The sequence below is a fragment of the Flavobacterium sp. genome, from assembly GCF_039932285.1.
In the GTDB taxonomy this organism is placed as follows: Bacteria; Bacteroidota; Bacteroidia; order Flavobacteriales; family Flavobacteriaceae; genus Flavobacterium.
This window is the reverse complement of sequence record NZ_JBDTQE010000049.1, coordinates 1-21,091: the sequence shown is the minus strand read 5'-3', so window position 1 is coordinate 21,091 and position 21,091 is coordinate 1. Positions and strand designations below refer to the sequence as shown.

Genomic DNA, 21,091 nt, shown 5'->3' with positions numbered 1-21,091 from the left:
AGCCGTACTTGTACTAGGTGTTATTGCACCAGTTGTTGCATTTATCGTTAATCCAGCTGTTGAGGTAAAACTTCCACCTGTATATGCATTTGTTCCTGTTAACGTTACAGTTTGTGGCGTTGCTAAACTAGTACAAAAAGGAGTTCCAGCATAGCTAATTGTTGCAGTTGGTGCATTAGTAATGGTTACCGATGTTGTAGCAGTTACAATTGCACAACCAGCAGATGCTAATGTTGAATAAGTTACAGTATAAGTTCCAGCCGTACTTGTACTAGGTGTTATTGCACCAGTTGTTGCATTTATCGTTAATCCAGCTGTTGAGGTAAAACTTCCACCTGTATATGCATTTGTTCCTGTTAACGTTACAGTTTGTGGCGTTGCTAAACTAGTACAAAAAGGAGTTCCAGCATAGCTAATTGTTGCAGTTGGTGCATTAGTAATGGTTACCGATGTTGTAGCAGTTACAATTGCACAACCAGCAGATGCTAATGTTGAATAAGTTACAGTATAAGTTCCAGCCGTACTTGTACTAGGTGTTATTGCACCAGTTGTTGCATTTATCGTTAATCCAACTGTTGATGTAAAACTTCCGCCTGTATAAGCGCCTGTACCTGTTAGTGTTACATTTTGTGGCGTTGCTAAACTAGTACAAAAAGGAGTACCTGCATAACTAATTGTTACAGTTGGTAAAGCCGTTATAGTTACCGATGTTGTAGCAGTTACTGCCGAACAACCCGCAGACGCAGGTGGAATAGTATAAGTTACAGTATAAACACCTGCAGAGCTTCCGTTTGGTGTTATTGTTCCTGTATTTAAATCAATAATAAGGGTACTTGGACTTGCGGTATATGTACCTGGTGCAAAAACTCCCGTTCCTGATAAATTTACTAATTTAGGTATTATATCTGATTCACAAAATGTACTAGGTATACTATAAGATATAGAAGCCGTAGGAGGTGTACAATTGTTAGCTATACAAGTTTGTGTGTTTGGTAAAAAACAGTTGCCCGCTGGTCCAGTAGGTGTTAATGTAATTACTACACTATCACCAGGTGTTAGACCTGTTACTGAATAAGTCAAGACATTACCAATTGCTCCAACATTTACTACAGGATTAGCATTTATCTGATAAGATACGTCGTAACCTGTTGCTCCTGTAACTGCAGTCCAATTAAATATTACCGAAGTTGTCGTACTTGTACCACAATTTACTGTTGGGGATAAAACGGGATTTATTACAACTTGTGTATCTACATGGAATGCTGGACAAGATGCAGACAAGGCTATATCATAATTTACGGTATATGTTCCTGGTGTACTAGTACTAGGAATAATTGCTCCAGTTGTTGAATTTATTGTTAATCCAGATACAGGATTAGTTGTATACGTACCACCAGCTGTGACTGTAGCTGTAACGGACTGAGGAGTAGTAATACTTGTGCAATAAGGGCTGCTAGGATAAGAAATAGTCCCTGTTGGTGCAGCAGCTACAATTAAATCAAAAAATCTTGTAGCAACGCACCCCGTTGTGTTATCTTCAACTCTAACATAAATTCTAGTTGGTGAAGATGAAGTAGAATAATTAGTCAAACTTGCAAAAGGTATACTTGGGCTACCATTATCTGCATCTAATTGAGATGTATGATATGTAATTGTATAATCTGAAGCAGGAAGTGCACCTAAAATTTGAGTGTCTTTATTTATTGAAGGAAAGATATAAGGTGCTGGTGAACTTGTACAAAGAACAATGTCTGTAGGTTGTGTTACTGCTATTGGAGCATAATATGTAAGTACCATACTATCAGTAACTTGGTAACACCCACCAGGCCTAGTGGTTTTTACAGACCAAGTTCCTGCTTGATTTACTGTAATCGTTTGCATATTATCATAGGCAGGTTGTGGTACACCTCCTAATAACCATTGAAAAGGTGCTGTACCTGTAGTAAATGGAGAAGCAAAAGCTGCTGTAATATTTATTGAAGTTCCTGAACATTCAGTACGATCTGGACCTAAAGAAATGCCGCAAACTAAATCACAGTCTGTAGAGCCATAAGTAGGCAAAATAGGAGATCTTTGTTCTAATTTTATAAATCCAGGTTGTCCACTAAAATTAGTAACTACAGCAAGATAATACTGCCCTGCAGTTGCACCTGCAATTGTTAGATGTTCTACTGGTGAGCCATCATAACTACAATCTACTAAATTTCCTGGAGCTGGTCTAGGATAATTTCCTGGGGAAGTTGTATTATTGCCACAAGGTGGACAATTGTTTACTAAGTTTCCACAGTTTCCAGTTGCCGAAGCAAAGGGACCCCAAACTGCAAAATCGACATCAAGTTGAGTTCCTATAGGGAAACCAGCTCCGTTAAAAGCCGTATTTTGAATAATATCAAAAACTAAAAGTCCCGATTGGTCTACTTTAAAATAAAACCATTTAGGATTGGGAGAAGAACCTAAACAAGCAATAGATCCGCCAGATCCACCAGTCGAATTTTGATATATTAAGGAAGGAATTGTAGGGTCTGAACCACAAAAAGCCTCTGCAGTTGCACAAGTAGCTTGTGAATAAATATTAATGTTAAATAAACTAAAAACTAAAAATAGTATAATTTTTTTCATCTTATTTTTTATATTTTGTTACACTTATAAAATAATGGTATTGCCAATCAGAGATTTTTTCGCAATTTGTTTTGGTAACAATCACTCTCCATTTGAAGCACTTACTCATCATTTCAGTATGAATTAATTTCTTTGAACCAGTAATTCCGTTACCATCTTTATCTATGTTTAAGAAAATAACATCTTTATAGCTAACTGCTTTCTCTTTGTTGAAACAATCTAGAATAGGAACTATTTCAATTTTTATTGAAGCGTCTTTCACTTCTGAAAAATCCCAGTTTACAATAGCATATTTTTCAGCATTAGCTGTTTCTTTAGGACATTCTATGATTTCAGTTTTATAATTCACGGTACAATCTATATTTTCTTGCGAATATATAAACTGCGAAATCATTAAAAAAAACATAATTTTAAGGTAAATAAATTTCATTTCTAAATGGTTTGGTTAAAATTCGTCCGAAATTTAATAAAAATTTAAGTAATATTTAATATTTGTTTGCTCTTTTTAATAATCAAAATGAATTAATAAATTTGAATATATTACATATATTTGCATTTAATAAAGTTTTTAATTGTTTAAACCCTTATTTAATGGCTCATAACGACGATTTTCAAGACGAAATAGGAAACAATCATATTGCAACAAGCGCAAAAAATCCTGTAAGAGAGGATGCATTTCTTCTGACCGATGATCAAAAAATAGAATCTATAAAAAAAGATGTAGAAAATATTTTGCAAACCCTTGGTATTGATCTTACTGACGATAGCCTCTCAGGAACACCCAACCGTGTGGCAAAAATGTTTGTAAAAGAAATTTTTGGTGGACTAAATCCTAACAGAAAACCAAAACCATCTACTTTTGACAACAATTATAAGTATGGAGAAATGCTCGTTGAGAAGAACATTGTTGTTTACTCTACTTGCGAACATCATTTGTTACCTATTATAGGTAGAGCTCATGTTGCTTATATATCTAAAGGGACTGTTATTGGTTTATCTAAAATGAATCGAATTGTAGAATATTATTCTAAAAGACCTCAAGTTCAGGAAAGATTAACGATGCAAATTGTACAAGAATTACAAATTGCTTTAGGAACTGATGATGTAGCTTGCGTGATAGATGCCAAACACCTTTGCGTAAACTCTCGCGGAATAAAAGATATAGAAAGTAGTACTGTTACCTCTGAGTTTGGTGGAAAATTTAAGAATTTAGAAACTCGAAGAGAATTTTTAGATTACATTAAGTTGGAAACTAAATTCTAAAATAAATCGTCTTTATTAATGAAATGCCCTAGCCCTGATTGCAGTGGAAAACCTTTTTTGAGGTACGAAAAAAAGATTGAAACGAAAAGCAGGAATTAGCTCCTAAAAAAACAAACGAAATGCTATACAAAAGCAATCCCATAAAAATATACAATACGCTTTCTGGCGAAAAAGAAAACTTTACTTCTATTCATGAAGGGAATATTGGTATGTATGTTTGCGGACCAACTGTATACAGCAATGTTCATTTAGGAAACGTACGAACTTTCATGTCCTTTGATATGATTTTTAGGTATTTATTGCATCTGGGATACAAAGTTCGTTATGTACGAAATATTACCGATGCAGGTCATCTTACCGATGATGGTGATGTAAATAACGATCGATTTGTAAAGCAAACTCGACTCGAAAAATTAGAACCTATGGAAGTGGTTCAGAAATATACTGTCTATTTTCATAAAGTTTTAGATTTATTTAATTTTTTGCCACCAAGTATCGAACCTACTGCCACAGGTCATATTGTAGAACAAATAGAGCTTATTGAAAAATTAGTTGCCAATGATTTCGCTTATGTAAGCAATGGTTCTGTTTATTTTGATGTTTTAGAATACAACAAAAAAGGACTCAATTATGGCGAGCTAAACAACCGAAATGTTGAAGAATTATTAGCAAACACTAGAGATTTAGACGGCCAAAACGAAAAGAAAAACCCACAAGATTTTGCTTTATGGAAAAATGCATCTCCAGCTCACATCATGAGATGGAATTCGCCTTGGGGTGAAGGATTTCCTGGTTGGCATTTAGAATGTACTGCAATGAGTACAAAATATTTAGGCGAGTATTTTGATATTCACGGTGGCGGAATGGATTTAAAATTCCCTCACCACGAATGCGAAATTGCACAAGGAAAAGCTTGCAACGGAAGTTCGCCAGTAAAATATTGGATGCATGCCAATATGCTTACTATGAATGGGCTTCGTATGAGTAAATCTACTGGAAATTATATTTTACCAATGGAACTCATAAATGGAGAAAATGCTTTTTTCGAAAAAGCTTTTCACCCAAATATAGTACGTTTTTGTTTTCTCCAAGCACATTATCGCAGCGTTTTAGATATTTCTAACGAAGCGATGGTTGCTAGCGAAAAAGGATTTAATAGATTGATGGAAAGCATCGCCGTTTTAAACAATTTACAAGCCAAAAGCACATCAACAATTGATATTCACTCATGGAAACAAAATTGTTATGATGCAATAAATGATGATTTTAACACGCCAATACTAATTGCACAATTATTTGAAGGCGCTAGATATATCAATTTAGTTAATGATGGAAAAGAAGCCTTAACTCAAGTAGATTTAGAAGTGTTAAGGAACACTATGAACAGTTTTCTTTTTGATGTGTTAGGTATTAAAAATGAAAAAATATCCGATAATAATTCAGAAAAATTAGAAGGCGTTGTAGAAATGCTAATACAAATGCGTAAACAAGCCAGAGATAATAAGGATTTTGAGATGTCAGACCAAATTAGAGATCAATTATTCGCATTAGGAATTCAGTTGAAAGACGGAAAAGAAGGTACAACATTTTCAATATAATATTTTGAATTTAAAAAAAATTCTCATTTTCCCATTTATGTTTGTGGTTCGTTTTTACCAAATAGTAATTTCACCACTAACACCTGCAACTTGTAGGTTTACACCAACTTGTTCACATTATACTGCCGAAGCTTTACAAAAACATGGATTGTTTAAAGGCGGATATCTAGGAGCAAAAAGAATTTTAAGTTGTCATCCTTGGGGTAGAAGCGGTTACGATCCAGTTCCTTAGAATTACGAATTAAAAATTACGAATTACGAATTAAAATAGTATTTTTGATTGTTATCAATTACTACAAAAATCAATATGACACATTTTTTACAGATTGTTTGGAATCCTTCAGAAGGAATAAACATTGGTTCATTTACATTACATTTTTACAGCTTAATGTTTGTTGTAGCCTTTGTTTTAGGTTGGTTTATTATGAAACCAATTTATAAAAGAGAAAACGAACCTATCGAAAAATTAGATAGTTTACTAATATATATGGTTCTTGCTATATTAATTGGTGCACGATTGGGTGATGTTATATTTTACAATTGGAGTAGTTATTATCCAGACCATTTACTTGAAATTTTTCTTCCAATAAGAGAAAATCCAAATGCCACTTTATTTTATTTTATAAAAGGTTGGGAATTTACTGGATTTAGAGGTTTAGCAAGTCATGGAGCTGCTATTGCAGTTATCATTACCATGTATTTTTATACTACAAAAATTCTTAAAAGATCTATTTTGTGGATTCTAGACAGAGTTGTAATTCCTGTTGCTTGTGGAGCTATTTTTGTGAGATTGGGTAATTTTTTTAATTCTGAAATTTATGGACCAATAGTTTCTGGAAAACCATTTTACGGTGTTAAATTTATTCGTGAAGATGAATTTTGGATTGATAAAAATGTACGTCAAATTACACAAACAAACGATTTGAATAAGGCTTATAAATTGATAGAAACAGACCCTAATTTTGTTGAAACTTTAAATAAAATTCCGTTTAGACATCCGTCTCAATTATATGAAGCTTTTGGATACATTTTTGTTTTTGCCATTTTATTCTTTTTATATTGGAAAACTGATGCTCGCCAAAAACAAGGTTATCTTTTCGGAATGTTCCTAATCATGTTATTCACGGTAAGAATTCTAGTAGAATTTGTCAAAGAAAGTCAAGGTGGTTTCGAATCTGCCTTAGGAATATTATCTACAGGACAATGGTTAAGTATTCCGTTTATAATTGCTGGATTATTTTTTGTAATTAGATCGAGAAAAGAAGTAGTTTAGCATTTTAAATTTACCTTTTAGATTTTAAAATAAAAGCCTCTTAAAACTAATTATTTTAAGAGGCTTTTTTATTTTAGATTAAACTTTTAATGTGATTTTCTCAAGATAGTATATAAAGATAAAGCTTATTGATATAAGAGATTTATCAATAAGCTTTTTTTATGAACTAAGATTTTCTTTCAAAAGTTTTTAAAGGTTATCGTTTTAAAGCAAAATTACCTTTCATATTTCTTCCATCTTCAAACTCAATATTATACCAGTAATCTGTAGCAGGTAATTCGATACCATTATATGTTCCGTTCCAACCTTGATCTAATGGAGATATTTGTTTGATTAATTTTCCGAAGCGATCAAAAATGTAAATAATGGTTTTTGCATTAAATGTTGAACTCACACCTTGTACATTCCAATAATCGTGAATTCCATCTCCATTCGGGGTAAAATATTTAGGGATTCCTAAAACATATACCACTTTTGGAACTGTTCCGCAACCATTTAAATCTTTAACATATACTGTATGAACCCCTGCCGTAACATTAGTGAAAACATTACTTTCTTGAAATGGACCAAATTCTTCATCTAAACTATACACATAATCGCCTGTACCTGTAATATTAATAGTAACAGTATTGTTATCTACTAAATCAGTAATTGAAGGAGCCAATATTGTAGCAATATTTGAAGGAGCAACAGTTATGGTTCTCGTACGCGGGCAGCCAGGAGGAGCAGTTTTTACTTCAACTGTATAAATACCAGCTCGATTTACATTTTGTAAGGTATAGTTGGTTTCGGCGGGAACTATTGGTGTGCCATTATAACTCCAAACATAAGTGTAGCTTGTAGTTGGTGTTCCGTCATTAATACCAGCATCTAAAGTAATAGTTAATGTGGGTAAATTTGAACAAATTACTCCTGTGTCAACTAAATTAATACTAGGTAAAGGATTCACAATAAAATCAAGTGTTGTAGTTGCAAGACAATTTGTATTCAAAGGGTTTGTTACCGTTACCGTTACAGTTTGTGTAGGAGTAATAAACGGATTTGGTAGTGGTGAAATATCAACTCCGTTTGAATCAGTATATTTTACAATCATTCCTGTTTGTGCACCAAGAATCGTACTTTGATAGGTTGATGTATCAAAACCACTTTTTAAATCTGTATCTGAACCCGATGCTAAATCATCACAAGAAGGTACAATAGTTACAGGATTTGCAACTGGTTTTGCATCTACTGTAAATTGAATAGTAGTTTCATCAGTACAAGCTAATGTCGTATTGTTAGTTACAATAGCCTTTATAGTTTGTGTTGCTGTTAAGAAACTTGCTGGAAATGGGCTTACAACTGGATTCCCATTTGAATCTAACAAAGGATTTCCGCTCGAATCAAAGTAAGTTACAGTAACTGGATATGATTGATTACTTCCTATTAATGTAGTTTCTAGACTTGATGTGATGAAAGCATGATTTATAACAGTATCAGATGTATTGTCATCGCAAGCTGCAGGAAATGTCACTGCATTTGCAAATGGTAATTTTTCGACAGTTAAGAAAACACGTGCAAAGCCATAACAAGCTTGACTAATTGTACTATCTACACGTCCCCAAATTGTTTGATTGCTAGGCATATCATTTCTAAAATTTGTAATATTAGGAATAGGATTGGTTTGTGCATCTCTATCAGCTATGTTTCTATAATATTTTATATTATAATTTCCAGGAGGAAGCACATTGGTTAACAAATCTGTAGTTACACTCGAAATATCAAAAGTTGCAATTCCGTCTCGATTATCGTTTGCGGCATCTACATAATCGTCGCAACTACTAAACGATTTACTGTACGTTGTTGGTATTTGCGTTGCAATTACCTGTACGTTTATTTGTGCTGTTCTAAAGCATCCGTTTGCGTTAACAACTCTTGTCCAAACCGTAATTGCACCAGGTGAAGTAGTGTTTGTGAAAGCCAATGGATTTGGAATTAAAACAGATGTGTCAGCAGTTTGTGCGCCAGCTAAAGTCGTATAATAGGTGAATGTTTCATTAGCCCAATTTGTAGAAATTAAGTTGTTGTTAATAGTCAAATTGATCGAAGCAATTGCATCTAAATCATCATCACATTGAATAATCGTAACATCATTTACAACTGGTAAAGCATAAATAATCAGTGTCGCATCGGCAGAAATTAATCCACATGAGTTTCCTACTTTGTTTAGCTGAACTCTATATTTATAACCATCAAAAGTAAAAGGAACTGCTGTAATAGTCAGTGTGTTTGTTGTTGCTCCAGAATATGTTGCATTATTTACAATATTATTCCAAGTAACTCCATCGGTAGAAACTTGCCATTGGTAGGTATTCCCGCCATTATCAGCGAGTGTAATTGTAGCATTTTGCAGTTCGCAAGTTGGAGCAATTGTAGGCTGTGTTGTAATTACGATTGGTGCATAAGTTATGTAATTTGCATTGGGTGTTGTATAACCTACGCCACTAGATACTTGACCGTTTGGACTAATAGTTAAAGGATTGTTACCTAATATTCCATCTCCATTTGGGTCTAAAAATCCTGCTTCAATCACATCATTACATAAATCATTATCTGAATCTAGTTCGCGATAATTTTTTATTCCGTCATTGTCAGTATCAGCAATTAATTCATCTGAATCTAAAATACCATCATTGTCTGAATCTAAATCTAAATAATCTAAAACGCCATCACCATCAGTGTCTACTGGAGTAAGTCCAGGTTCGAAAGCATTGTCAAGTCCATCAAGATTAGTGTCTGTATTTGTTAATGTTACAGAAGTATTTACTTGTGCTTCAATTATATCTAAAATACCATCACCATCACTATCTGTATCTAATTGGTCAGGAATGTTATCGCCATCAGTGTCCTTATATACACAAGTGGCTACTAGTTTAAATGTAGATTTATTTCCAGCTATATTGCTAAGATTTTTATGGGTAATTTTAAAACTACTTGTTTGAAAAGATTGGAAGCTAAATGTTCCAGTTCCCGCTGCTAAAGGAATATTTCCATTTAATCTAAATCTAATTTCGAAAGAAGAATATTGTGTTACACCACTTTCGTAAATTCCGTCATAATTAGTGTCTATAAGTAACTGATTTGTTGGGTTTAAAATAGTTACTGTTTTATTTACATCGGAGTTTACAACATATTCAGCATCGGCATTAAGTAAGTCGCTTACGTTTGCTATAGTTGGGTATTCTAATCTAATATTTGTAGGTTGCGAAAAATTAACATCATATACTACGTTGTATCCTTTTCCTGCTACTACTTCTGTAATAAAACTTCCATCTGTATTTCCTAAAAAGGGAATTGGAGCAGCTGGAATTGTATTTGTTACTGTTCCTATATAAGTAATTGTACTCTGCGGAATTGTACCACTTGCTACTAGCGTATTTATAATTTGATTTCCAAATGATTCGTTACAATTTGTAATCCCATCGTTATCTAGATCAATGTCGATATTATCATTTGCTAAATCATTATCACCATTTGTAGGGCAAGAACTAACAGGAGTTTTATCGGAAACTAGAGGTGGTGTTGGACAAGTAGATATTGATGCTATTACATTATAATAGCCTGGTTGTGTTGGCAAATATTGATTTGTATTTGCTCCAGGAATAGCAACATCATTAAAATACCATTGAAAAACATCGAAAGCAGTGATACTACTTACTGCTAAATTAGCATTTGGAATACAGTTTAGCTGACCAGTTACTAGAATTTGTTGTGTTACTTCTGGTTTGAAGGTAAATCCTGAATAAAAACCGCCATAAGTGGCAGCTCCACTAGATCCAAAATAAGAAAGATATACAGATTTTGATGAAAATACAGATACATTTCCTGAAAAACCTTCAAAAGTATAAGTTTCATAACCAGTATTTCCTGTTACAGCAAAAGGCCCGTTTATTGTTATTCCAGCTGCTGTTAATGCTGCTAATGAATTATAAGAAGTTCCATTTATTATAAAGGTTAATGTCGCACCAGTTTCAGTAACAATACAAACTGTTCCTGAAAAACTATTGTCATTTCCCACTTGGTCTATAAAGGGGATATTATTTATGACTTTTGGAGTTTCACAACTTAAAGGAGGCAAAAATGACATATTTTGATTTGCCTGACTTCCAGACCCTCCAATTCCTTGATAAGCAAAAACATTTTTAGATGTTCGTACATATAAATTACCAGAAGCTGAAAACTGAGAGCCATCTAGTGCAATATATTGTCCAGCGTTTAATGTTGTTGTTGGTGTTGCACTTCCGTTAAGAAACACTTCAGTATTGTTTTCGTGTGCTACAATTAGAGGTCTTTCTATAATATCTTCTCCGTTCCCTTTTATAAAAATATATTCTTTTCCTGTTCTCTCTACTGATACAATTTGGTCGAAACCAATGTCTGAAGTATTACCTGTGTTTCCATTTGTTCCTCCAAAAGACCCACAATTTACAGCAATTGGTTTGGTAGAAGAAATAAGAGCTCCAATAAGCCCATCTTTATTTGATAAATTAGGTCCTTGAACAGCCATGATAAAACTTTCTCCACTATTTAGTATGATACTTGCTGGAGTATTTCCTGCCCCAGCATTATTTATTAAGGATACACCAGGTTTTAAATCACTAAATGAGACTACAGTATTATTTTCGGTGGCTAGTATAGAAGCAAAGGTATAGTGTCTAGAATCGGTCGTAACCCCTGTATTTATAAAAGCACCAATTCTGAATTGTGTACCTAGAGCAGCAAGACCTTTTGAGACTAATCCTCCAGCATGGTTACCTCCAGCAGCAGTAAGTCTTACAGTAACATAAACTAAATCTTCAGCCTCGACAATATATCCTTTGTTGTTTAATACGGTGTTTACTTTTACTCCGTTAGCAAGAATTTGAGTATCATCTCCATTTCCTATAAGAATGGTTTGAGGATTATCTCTACGAACAGTTCCTGTAGTTGTTACTCCACCAATAGCAGTAATTCTATAAGTTATATCGGTTATACTTGGACAAGAAATATATAAATATTGATCTAATGTTTCGTATGCTTGAGTGTTAGATAAGGGCGGAATATAATGTGTTTTACTAAATTGTGAAAAACCATTAAAACTTAAAAATAGGGCTAATAATAAAAATTTTACTTTCATAGGAAATTTTACAGAAATTCCCCAAAAGTAGTTAATTATCTTTTAAGCGTGAAATGACTTTTGACAGTTTTATTGTTAAAAAGTGTTAAAGAAAACCAATAATCAGCCGCAGGTAGCTTTTCTCCGTTATATGTTCCGTCCCAACCATTCGAATCTGAATCTATTTGCTTTAATAATTTTCCAAATCTATCAAATATATATATTATAGAATTTGGTTTGGTTTTAACGTTTTTTATAACCCAAGTATCATTTATTCCGTCGCTATTTGGGGTGAAAAATTTAGGATAATCTAAAACATAAATTACTTTTGATGGCGTTGGTAAACAACCATTTTTGTCCTTTACATAAATGGTGTATTCTCCTGCTAAAAGATTAGTAAAAACTGGACTTTCTTGATAATTTATCCCGTCTACAGAGAAAATATAATTACCACCATTGTCAGTATAGATAATAGTTATTGTATTATTATTTTCTGAGAAATCATTTATTACAGCATCTATATTTGAGGCTGGGGCAGAAGCTTGTACGACAAATGTCTTTCTTGCAGGACAATTGTTTCCATCGGTAACATCGACGTAATAGGTTCCTGCTAATGTGACATCTGTTTCAAAATCAAAATCATTTAATCCAACCCAATTATAACTAGAAAAAGTATTATCAACACTTAATGTAATAGAATTTGAAGAACATAAAAATAATGTTTCATCTCCAAAATTTGGTGGGTTAAAAGTATTAACAATCAGATTTATAGGGGTAATTCCGTAGCAATCAGGGCCGTTTATTATTCTTGCATAAATAGTTTGTGAATCTGGAGTTGTATTTGTAAACGGACTGGTTATAGCATTAGTCTGATTTACAGCATCTGTAACTGATGTATAATATTCAGTAGTTAACCCCGCTGGAACTCCAGTTAGGCTTGTTGGCAACGTTATTTTTGTAATTCCGTCAAAAGTGCCATCTTCATCACATGTTGTTATATCAGGTTGGGTAGGAACACTGTTGTTTGCAATTTGTAAGTTTATAGTTGCAGTACTTTTGCATCCAAAACTATTAGCAACTTCTGCATAAATAGTGGCTGAAGAACTAGAATATGCTGAAGGAGTTGTAATCTGAGTTCCTCCAATAGTTTGATAATAGGAAACAGTTCCTAATGTTGGGTCATTATTTCTAATTAGATTGTCTAATTTAGTTAAATTAAATATAGTAATGCCATCATTATTATCATCACATTGTACTAAAGTCTGATCGCTTAAAACAGGTAAATTGTCGAATTGAATTCTTATTTCTCCATTTGAAACACAACCACCACTTAAAGTAACTTCTACACTATATACAACCACATTGGTATTGGTGTTGTCGGTAACGTTAAATCTTGGTGTCGTAATACCTGTATCAACCCCATCTTTGAACCATTTGTAGGTGTTAATTCCAGGTTGTGTGGCATCAAATGAAACACTAGAACCTGCGCAATAAGGATTGTTGGTAGAAGTTAAATGGTTAATTCCTAAATCGGTACCACTTTGAAAACTTCCAGCTTTTAAAAATATAGCAGAATCGTATCTGTAATTTGCTTCATCGGCAATTACAAGTTTGATATGGTATGATTGACCGATTATAACATCAGCTTTTGCAGTCATAACTACGGTTTGCCCATCAAAAGTAGTAGGATAATTTGAGCCATTATAACTACCAAAATAAGTTTCATTCTGTGCCGAACATCCACCAGGAACATCAGGATGAACTGAGGTTACTTTTACAGGAGTATTCGTCCCTGGAACAATTGCTAGATTTTGGTAGGTAGGATCACCAATTTTTTTTAATAAAAATGCAAAACCATCGGAATAAGTACATTGTGCGTTGCCATGGTATTCTTCCGAAGCAAAAATATAATCAAAACTAATTTTATCTGTTAATGGAATAAAATCAAATTCTAGTAGGGTTGTATTCAGTGTGTTGTTTACGTTTAGCGCTTGATTTAAATCAGAATCTCCACCCCAAGACACACCACCGCCATCATCTGAAAGATTTCCTCCGGGTCCTTGTGCTGAAGCAGCTTTTCCTGTAGATAAAACAATTCCGTTAGTAAAAGGAAAACTAGGATTAATATTAGTAAAAGCAGCATAACTATTACTCCCATCTCCAAAATTCCCGCCTGAAACAGAAAAATTAGTTACCGATGCACAAGTCGAATTGACCAATTGCTGAACCAACTGCTGTGCAGTATAGGTATCGTCTACTTGAATATTTTGCGCAAATATATTACTTGAATAGAACAAGCTAACACTAATAATAATGATTTGGAGTCTTAATTTCATAGACTGCAAATATACTACAAATCTCGTTTTCTTAAAATTTTATAAGACATTAACATAAATATAACAGTCCAAACTAAAACAACGACGATTGTAGATAAATGAACGCTGTAATCCTTGATATCATTTACTCCGATTTGTGTACCAATATTTTTGATTACAGATAATCTCGAAAATGGTTCTACTATAAGATTTGACATAGATTCCAAAGGGAAAAATTGCGTTATTTTTTCAGCAGTACTACTATCAGGAAAAATTTTGAAAGTTAGAATTCCTTTGGCAATGCCTTCAACAATATTCCAAACGAATAAAAAACCAATAGCAAATGCAGAACGTTTTACAAAAATCCCTAGAAATAAACAGAAAGAGAAAAACCCAATCAATTTCACAAAAAAGGCTAAGATATATTCTAAATCTGAAAAAACAATTCCAAATTCTGTATAAGAAGAAAAACTATAACCAAGAATTAAACTCATTACAAAAACAAAAATGGTTGAGCATAATGCAAACAAAACAACCGTGAGGAATTTAGATAAAATAAATTCTTTTTTGCTCATTCCATCAATAAGATTTTGTTTTAATGTACCATAAATGTATTCATTTGCCATCATCGAAACAATGACTATAGCTAAGAAAAATTTTAATATTGCAGCAATGTAAGTGTTGAAATGCCAAATAAAAGGGAAGTTGAAAATTCCCATTTCGGCAAGATTTAATTTAAAAATTCCAATGTCAAATTTAATTGAAGCTATTAATGCAATGAAAGAAAGCAATACAAAGTAAGTAATTGTTAAGATACGACTTGCTTTATTTTTCCAGATTTTTTGTAATTCTATAGATAATAATCTTTTCATGGTTTTATTTTTTGACAGAGATTGTTGAAGTTTTTTTATTAATTTTTTTAAATTGACTTTATTATTGATTGGCCGTCAATTCTAAAAATTGTTCTTCTAAACTATGTTTGCGTTTTACTAAATGTTCTAGACTAATATTATTGTCAAATAAATATTTATTTAAATCTGAAGGTTCTAAATTTCCTTTTAAGTAAACCAATACTTTACCATCTTCTTCAACTATTTTTTCAACAGCTGGATGATTTGCTAATACTGATTTTAGAGTTTGATGATTGTTAGATTTCAATTCGAAAAAGCCTTCATTACTCGTCATTCCATCAACAGTTCCAGAATATAACATTTCACCTTTTCGTAAAACCAAAACGTGGGTACATACTTTTTCTACTTCATCAAGTAAATGAGAAGCCAATAGTATGGTAGTTCCTTGTGAAGCAATATGTTTTATGATATCACGAATTTGATGAATTCCTTGTGGGTCTAAACCATTGGTTGGTTCGTCTAAAATTAAAATTTCAGGGTCATTAAGTAGGGCAGAAGCAATAGCCAAACGTTGTTTCATTCCCAACGAAAAGGTACTAAACTTGCTATCTTTTCTTTCCATCAATCCTACTAATTCTAACTTTTCTTGAACTTTAGCATAATTAATATTTTTAATTTTGCATACTAATTCTAGATTTTCTTTAGCCGTCATATAAGGATAAAAGTTAGGTCGCTCGATTATGGCTCCTACTTTTTTTAATGCTTCATGCGTTTGCATTTTTCCTTCAAACCAGCTAAAATCTCCTGAAGTTTTATTTACCACGTTTAGAACAATACCTAATGTTGTTGATTTCCCTGACCCATTTGGTCCTAAAATTCCGTAAACATTACCTTTGTGGATTTCTAATGATAGATTTTTTACGGCATGAACGTATTTATTGTAAATTTTGTTGAGATTGGTAATCGTAAGTATAGTTTCCAAAACTGTTAATTTTTTGATTGATAACAGTAAGACGATGAAGTTTGAGTTTTGTTACTAAATAATTTGACAATACACTAAGAACTTGTTTTTTTAAATAATTTCTCCCTAATTAAATTTTTAATTTGTCGAATTTATAAAACGGATAACAGTATCGTTAAAAACTAAAGGTTGTTCTACATTTACTACATGTCCGCAGTGTTCGATAACAAATAATTTTGAAGATCTGTAATGGTTTTCGACTACTTTTCTAACCGATGGTAGGAACATATAATCTTCTTCCCCCATAACATAAAGAGTTGGGATATTTACTTCAACTTGTCTAAACCATTTAAGAACTGGATTTATTTCGGCAGTCAATTTAAACCAGCGAATAAACTCTTTCTGATATAATTTTTTAGCCTCATTTATAAATAACAAACGGGATTGCTTGTGATTTTTGTTTGGCATAATAACAAATGCAAAAAACTTGTATAATACCAAATAAGGAAGCACATATTTGAACATATTGCCCAAACGCATCAAAATTTGAGAACGAAAGTTCATTTTAAGAATTGCTCCACCCAAAATCATACTTTTTATACGTTCTGGATGCATTTCAGCCAGTTGTCTAATGACGATTGTTCCTAAAGAAATACCAACAAAATGCGAAGTTTCAATTTTAAGATGGTCAATAACTTCTAGAACATCGTTAGCAATAGATTTGAAAGTATATTTATTGTGAAAAGCTTTTTTTATTTGCTGATTTGAGCTTCCGTGGCCACGCAAATCCAATAATAAAACATTATAATGCTTCTGAAAATCACGAATTTGTTTAAACCATATAGAAGAACTTCCGCCAGCGCCATGCACAAATGTAACCCACTGGTTGCTGTCTTTATTTTCGTAAATTGTATAGTTTATCAATTGCTAAAAATTTAAGTAAAGGTAATAGATGAAAAATAAAAGACAAGAAATTTACGTTAAATCTTGCTATGCAAAATTTTGAAGTACTCAAAAGCCTTTAATAATCGGCTTCCGTACCAAGAAAACATTTCACCATCTACAAATACGGTTTTGGCATGATGTGTAAATCTTCCTATTTCGAAAGCATCTTCTTCTTTAAATGGAAATGGTTCCGACGAAAGAAAAACCAAATCAGGATCGCCTTCTAAACGTATTTTTTTGAGTTCTATTTCGGGATAACGTTCCCCTTTAGCATAAATGTTTTCAAAGTTATTCAGTTTTAGTAATTCATTTATAAAATTGTCTGAACCAGCTACCATATAAGGATTTTTCCAGATAAAATAAGCTGCTTTTTGAGTTGGTTTGTCTTTGATGAATTTTTTAAATTCGGTTAATGAGAAACTTAATTTATCATTTATTTTTTGTGCTTCTGTACGACAATTAAAGAGCTGACCAAAGTCTGAAATCATCTGAAAATTATCTTCAATAGTAATAATATTAGTAACCCAAACAGTGCAAATCTTCCTTAATTCTTCAACAATTTCTAAAGTATTTTCTTCTTTATTACAGATAATAATATCAGGATTTAAATCTCTAATTTTATCATAATTTACTTTTTTTGTACCCCCAATAATTTTTTTTGTCGATTTGAAATGATACGGATGTACACAAAACTTTGTGATCCCAACGATACTTTCTTCTAAACCTAAATCGTATAACAATTCAGTTTGAGAGGGAACTAAAGAAATTATTCTTTTAAGGGAAGTTTCGAAAGTATGAGAATTTCCCATTTGGTCTATAAAAATCATTTTTTTTCTTTTAGTTATTGTTTAGCTTACTAACGTATAGTTTTTGGCAAATTTAATACTATTATGCTTTGAAATATTAACTTGAAACTAAAACAATAAATCAACATATTGTAGATGATTATAAGAAAGTGTAACTATTATACATAATATTAGCAGATTTTTATTGATTCTTGGATGCTATAATCGCTCAAATTCGTGTGCTATTTTCACTTTTAAAAATCTAGGATGACGAATTATTATTCTGGATTTTTAAAAGCAAATGTTCTGATATTCTTTTTGTAAGTAAATTATTAAATAAAAATCATTATTTTTAACCATTAAATATTTAAATAAAAACTATGAAACAACTATTATTATTTTGCTTCGTTTTTGTTTTTTCAAATAGCAATTTTGCTCAAGAAACAAAAACTGAAACAAAAGCTAAAACTGAAACAAAACTAGTCCCTAAAGTTGACGATAAGACTGAAGCAATATTGGAGCCAACGACTAACTCAAAATCTACGGTACTCTCGGGGTTACCTGAAGAAAAATCATTAGAAACAGTTATTGTAAATAAAGAAGAAACTAAGTCTGAAAAAGAACTGAAATTAGATGCTGAAAAACTAAAAGAAAAAGAAGTTAAAGCTGAAAAAAAAGCAAAAAAAGAGGCAGAAAAAGCAGAAAAAGAATCTAAAAAAGAAGCCCAAAAAGAAACCGAAAAAGTAATTGCTAAGGAAGAAAAGGAAGCTCAAAGAGCTGACTTAAAGGTTAAAGCAGAAACAGAAAAAGCAAAAGCAGAAGCCGAAAAAGCAAAAGCAGAGGCAGAAAAAGCGAAAGCAGAAGTTGAAAAAGCCAAAGTAGATGTTGAAAAAGTTAAAGCTGAAACTGAAAAAACTAAAGCAGAAACTATTAGATTGAAAGCTGAAGCTGAAAAATCAAAAATTGAAGCTGAAGAAAAAGCTAAAAAAGAAAATTTAAAAGCTAAAAATGATATTAAATCTAAAAAAGAGGCTGAAGAGAAAGCTAAAAAAGAAGAAGAAAATTTAAAGGCTAAGAAGGATACTAAAGCTAAAAAAGAAGCTGAAGAGAAAGCTAAAAAGGAACAAGAAAATTCAAAAACTAAAAAGGATAGTAAGTCTAAAAAAGAACCTGAAGAGAAAGCTAAAAAAGAAGAAGGAAATCCAAAAGTTAAAAAAGAAAGCAAATCTAAAAAAGAGGCTGATTTAACAAAAGAAAAAAAGGAAGAGAAAACTTTAAATAGTAAAAAAAAACAGTAAAAAAATTAAATAAAAAACGACACTATCCTAAAAATTGTTTAATACAAAAATAATAGGGTTTGACTTTTTAATTAAAGTTGAACCCTTTTTTTAAATATAGTTAAGAACTGGTTTAGTTATTAATTCCCAATTTTGGATTGTGTCCAGTTAATCATTATCTGCCTCATTTTAGTTTGTATTTTCAATGATTCTTCCCTAGCTTTTTGAGCAAAATTTAACCCGTTAGAAGCATAAATAATTCCACGAGAAGAATTAATTAATAAACCAATAGTTGAATTCATTCCAAATTGGCAAACCTCTTGAAGATTTCCGCCTTGAGCACCAACTCCAGGAACTAATAGGAAACTATCCGGTACAATTTTTCTAATTTCGGCAAAATATTCTGCTTTGGTTGCACCCACAACGTACATTAAATTCTGACTATTTTTCCAAGTTTTTGAAGTTTTTAAAACTTGTTTATATAATTCTATTCCATTAGTTTCTAAAGTCTGAAAATCGAAAGCACCTTCGTTAGATGTTAAGGCTAACATTATCGTATGCTTGTTATTAAAAGCTAAAAATGGCTCGACCGAATCTTTTCCCATATAAGGAGCTACAGTTACGGAATCGAAATTTAAATCTTCAAAAAAAGCTTTGGCATACATGGTCGATGTATTGCCAATATCTCCGCGTTTTGCATCGGCAATGGTGAATATTTCAGGATAGTTGGAGTTAATATAATTAATTGTTTTTTGCAAAGCTTGCCAACCTTTTATACCATAAGCTTCATAAAAAGCAGTATTGGGTTTGTAGGAAACACACAAATCATGCGTAGCATCGATAATGGCTTTGTTGAATTCGAAAATAGGATCTTCAAGCTCTAGTAAATGTGGTGGAATTTTAGTTAAATCGACATCTAAACCTATGCAAAGGAATGATTTCTTGATTTTGATTTGGTCTGTAAGTTGTTGTGTAGTCATCTTGAAATTTAGTTCTGCGACAAATTTACAAACTTGAAATCAATAAACTTGGAATTTTATAACAAACCTAAAATATTGTGTAAGGCTTTTTCATTTGTATCACAATATCTTTGTATAAGACATTATAAGATAATTCAAAAAGAAAACAAATTATTAATTTTAAATTAAAGTATTATGAACACTACAGAAATGAAAGGAAAGTGGAACGAGATTAAAGGGAAATTAAAACAAGAGTATGCTGATCTAACAGATGACGATTTATTGTTGGAAGAAGGAAAAGAAGACGAAATGTTTGGAAAAATCCAAAAAAAAATTGGCAAAACAAAAGATGAAATAACAAAATGGATTGCCGAATTGTAGTTAATTCTTTTAAAAATATAATTAAACTACCTATAAAAAATGTGAATTTCTAAATTGTAGAAATTCACATTTTTTATAGATAGTTTTTATGTAAATTAGATTCCTTACTGAATGTTGCAGTGTTTACTATTACTACTATTTCTTTTAGAAAATTTCAGATTCTTTTAGTTTTTCCATGTTGTTGACTAATTGAAGTTCGTCAACAAATTTTTGAATTTTTCCATTCATAACGCCATCCATATCAAAAACATCTAAACCAATGCGGTGATCGGTTACACGTCCTTGAGAATAATTATAGGTACGAATTTTTGCAGAACGGTCACCAGAACTTACTTGTGATGTACGTTTTGTAGCATCTTCGGCTTGTTTTTTAGCTAATTCTTGCTCGTACAGACGAGAACGCAAAACACCAAAGGCTTTGTCTTTATTTTTATGTTGTGATTTCTGATCCTGACATTGTGCGACTAATCCAGTAGGAATATGTGTTAAACGAACGGCAGATTTTGTGGTATTTACCGATTGTCCTCCAGGCCCAGATGAGCAGAAAAAATCGACACGAACATCATTCATATCAATTTGCACATCAAATTCTTCTGCTTCTGGCAAAACCATAACTGTTGCTGCCGATGTGTGTACACGACCTTGTGTTTCTGTTTGTGGTACACGTTGCACACGATGTACTCCAGCTTCAAACTTCAAAGTTCCGTAAACATCTTCCCCTGTAACTTCA

The 21,091-nt window shown here is 32.3% G+C and carries 15 protein-coding genes and 1 pseudogene; 6 read left to right on the top strand and 10 right to left on the bottom strand.

Going from position 1 to position 21,091, the window contains the following annotated elements:
* Together ABI549_RS09715 and ABI549_RS09710 are read right to left on the bottom strand one after the other, a co-directional pair.
* A pseudogene (locus ABI549_RS09715) lies at positions 1 to 2,619 on the bottom strand (hypothetical protein); the annotation flags it as partial.
* A gap of 1 nt (position 2,620) precedes the next feature.
* Complete coding sequence (locus ABI549_RS09710) at positions 2,621 to 3,049, bottom strand: hypothetical protein (RefSeq protein ID WP_348076262.1); 429 nt, start codon at positions 3,047 to 3,049, stop codon at positions 2,621 to 2,623.
* Positions 3,050 to 3,210: 161 nt separating this feature from the next.
* Between ABI549_RS09710 and folE the strand changes: the two genes are divergently transcribed.
* From folE to lgt, 4 genes are all read left to right on the top strand, one after another.
* On the top strand, positions 3,211 to 3,882 hold the full coding sequence (gene folE, locus ABI549_RS09705) for a GTP cyclohydrolase I FolE (RefSeq protein ID WP_348076261.1): 672 nt from the start codon (positions 3,211 to 3,213) through the stop codon (positions 3,880 to 3,882).
* A 119-nt stretch (positions 3,883 to 4,001) separates the two neighbouring features.
* The gene (cysS, locus tag ABI549_RS09700; protein WP_348076260.1) at positions 4,002 to 5,480 is read left to right on the top strand and encodes a cysteine--tRNA ligase; all 1,479 of its coding nucleotides are present in this window, start codon (positions 4,002 to 4,004) and stop codon (positions 5,478 to 5,480) included.
* A gap of 37 nt (positions 5,481 to 5,517) precedes the next feature.
* The gene (yidD, locus tag ABI549_RS09695; protein WP_348076263.1) at positions 5,518 to 5,712 is read left to right on the top strand and encodes a membrane protein insertion efficiency factor YidD; all 195 of its coding nucleotides are present in this window, start codon (positions 5,518 to 5,520) and stop codon (positions 5,710 to 5,712) included.
* 75 nt (positions 5,713 to 5,787) lie between these two features.
* The gene (gene lgt, locus ABI549_RS09690; protein ID WP_348076259.1) at positions 5,788 to 6,753 is read left to right on the top strand and encodes a prolipoprotein diacylglyceryl transferase; all 966 of its coding nucleotides are present in this window, start codon (positions 5,788 to 5,790) and stop codon (positions 6,751 to 6,753) included.
* A 196-nt stretch (positions 6,754 to 6,949) separates the two neighbouring features.
* Here lgt and ABI549_RS09685 read toward each other — a convergent pair whose 3' ends face one another.
* The 6 genes from ABI549_RS09685 to ABI549_RS09660 form a co-directional block, all read right to left on the bottom strand.
* The gene (locus ABI549_RS09685; RefSeq protein ID WP_348076258.1) at positions 6,950 to 11,908 is read right to left on the bottom strand and encodes a T9SS type B sorting domain-containing protein; all 4,959 of its coding nucleotides are present in this window, start codon (positions 11,906 to 11,908) and stop codon (positions 6,950 to 6,952) included.
* A gap of 35 nt (positions 11,909 to 11,943) precedes the next feature.
* Entirely contained in the window at positions 11,944 to 14,223 is a 2,280-nt protein-coding gene (locus ABI549_RS09680) for a choice-of-anchor L domain-containing protein (RefSeq protein WP_348076257.1), read from the bottom strand.
* A 14-nt stretch (positions 14,224 to 14,237) separates the two neighbouring features.
* Positions 14,238 to 15,074 (bottom strand): ABC transporter permease, encoded by an 837-nt coding sequence (locus ABI549_RS09675; RefSeq protein WP_348076256.1) that lies wholly within the window; start codon positions 15,072 to 15,074, stop codon positions 14,238 to 14,240.
* A gap of 61 nt (positions 15,075 to 15,135) precedes the next feature.
* Positions 15,136 to 16,035 carry an ABC transporter ATP-binding protein gene (locus ABI549_RS09670; RefSeq protein ID WP_348076255.1) on the bottom strand — a complete coding sequence of 300 codons (900 nt, stop codon included), beginning with the start codon at positions 16,033 to 16,035 and terminating at the stop codon, positions 15,136 to 15,138.
* A gap of 117 nt (positions 16,036 to 16,152) precedes the next feature.
* Entirely contained in the window at positions 16,153 to 16,938 is a 786-nt protein-coding gene (locus tag ABI549_RS09665) for an alpha/beta hydrolase (RefSeq protein WP_348076254.1), read from the bottom strand.
* Positions 16,939 to 16,994: 56 nt separating this feature from the next.
* Complete coding sequence (locus tag ABI549_RS09660) at positions 16,995 to 17,786, bottom strand: helical backbone metal receptor (protein WP_348076253.1); 792 nt, start codon at positions 17,784 to 17,786, stop codon at positions 16,995 to 16,997.
* Positions 17,787 to 18,124: 338 nt separating this feature from the next.
* On the opposite strand from ABI549_RS09660, the gene ABI549_RS09655 reads away from it, so the two are divergent.
* Entirely contained in the window at positions 18,125 to 19,042 is a 918-nt protein-coding gene (locus tag ABI549_RS09655) for a hypothetical protein (RefSeq protein WP_348076252.1), read from the top strand.
* 119 nt (positions 19,043 to 19,161) lie between these two features.
* Here ABI549_RS09655 and pyrF read toward each other — a convergent pair whose 3' ends face one another.
* Positions 19,162 to 20,001, bottom strand: coding sequence for an orotidine-5'-phosphate decarboxylase (gene pyrF / locus ABI549_RS09650; protein WP_348076251.1), 840 nt, complete (start codon positions 19,999 to 20,001; stop codon positions 19,162 to 19,164).
* Positions 20,002 to 20,175: 174 nt separating this feature from the next.
* Between pyrF and ABI549_RS09645 the strand changes: the two genes are divergently transcribed.
* Positions 20,176 to 20,361 (top strand): CsbD family protein, encoded by a 186-nt coding sequence (locus ABI549_RS09645; protein ID WP_348076250.1) that lies wholly within the window; start codon positions 20,176 to 20,178, stop codon positions 20,359 to 20,361.
* Between the two features lie 144 nt (positions 20,362 to 20,505).
* Here the strand turns inward: ABI549_RS09645 and ABI549_RS09640 are convergent.
* A partial coding sequence (locus tag ABI549_RS09640) for a peptide chain release factor-like protein (protein WP_348076249.1) occupies positions 20,506 to 21,091 on the bottom strand: 586 nt, incomplete at its 5' end.

Bases quoted from the DNA above. Each gene is read 5' to 3' on its own strand.
- ABI549_RS09655 (WP_348076252.1), top strand. From the start codon at position 18,125: ATGAAACAACTATTATTATTTTGCTTCGTTTTTGTTTTTTCAAATAGC.
- ABI549_RS09660 (WP_348076253.1), bottom strand. From the start codon at position 17,786: ATGATTTTTATAGACCAAATGGGAAATTCTCATACTTTCGAAACTTCC.
- yidD (WP_348076263.1), top strand. From the start codon at position 5,518: ATGTTTGTGGTTCGTTTTTACCAAATAGTAATTTCACCACTAACACCT.
- cysS (WP_348076260.1), top strand. From the start codon at position 4,002: ATGCTATACAAAAGCAATCCCATAAAAATATACAATACGCTTTCTGGC.
- folE (WP_348076261.1), top strand. From the start codon at position 3,211: ATGGCTCATAACGACGATTTTCAAGACGAAATAGGAAACAATCATATT.
- ABI549_RS09710 (WP_348076262.1), bottom strand. From the start codon at position 3,049: ATGAAATTTATTTACCTTAAAATTATGTTTTTTTTAATGATTTCGCAG.
- ABI549_RS09675 (WP_348076256.1), bottom strand. From the start codon at position 15,074: ATGAAAAGATTATTATCTATAGAATTACAAAAAATCTGGAAAAATAAA.
- ABI549_RS09680 (WP_348076257.1), bottom strand. From the start codon at position 14,223: ATGAAATTAAGACTCCAAATCATTATTATTAGTGTTAGCTTGTTCTAT.
- pyrF (WP_348076251.1), bottom strand. From the start codon at position 20,001: ATGACTACACAACAACTTACAGACCAAATCAAAATCAAGAAATCATTC.
- ABI549_RS09645 (WP_348076250.1), top strand. From the start codon at position 20,176: ATGAACACTACAGAAATGAAAGGAAAGTGGAACGAGATTAAAGGGAAA.
- ABI549_RS09685 (WP_348076258.1), bottom strand. From the start codon at position 11,908: ATGAAAGTAAAATTTTTATTATTAGCCCTATTTTTAAGTTTTAATGGT.
- lgt (WP_348076259.1), top strand. From the start codon at position 5,788: ATGACACATTTTTTACAGATTGTTTGGAATCCTTCAGAAGGAATAAAC.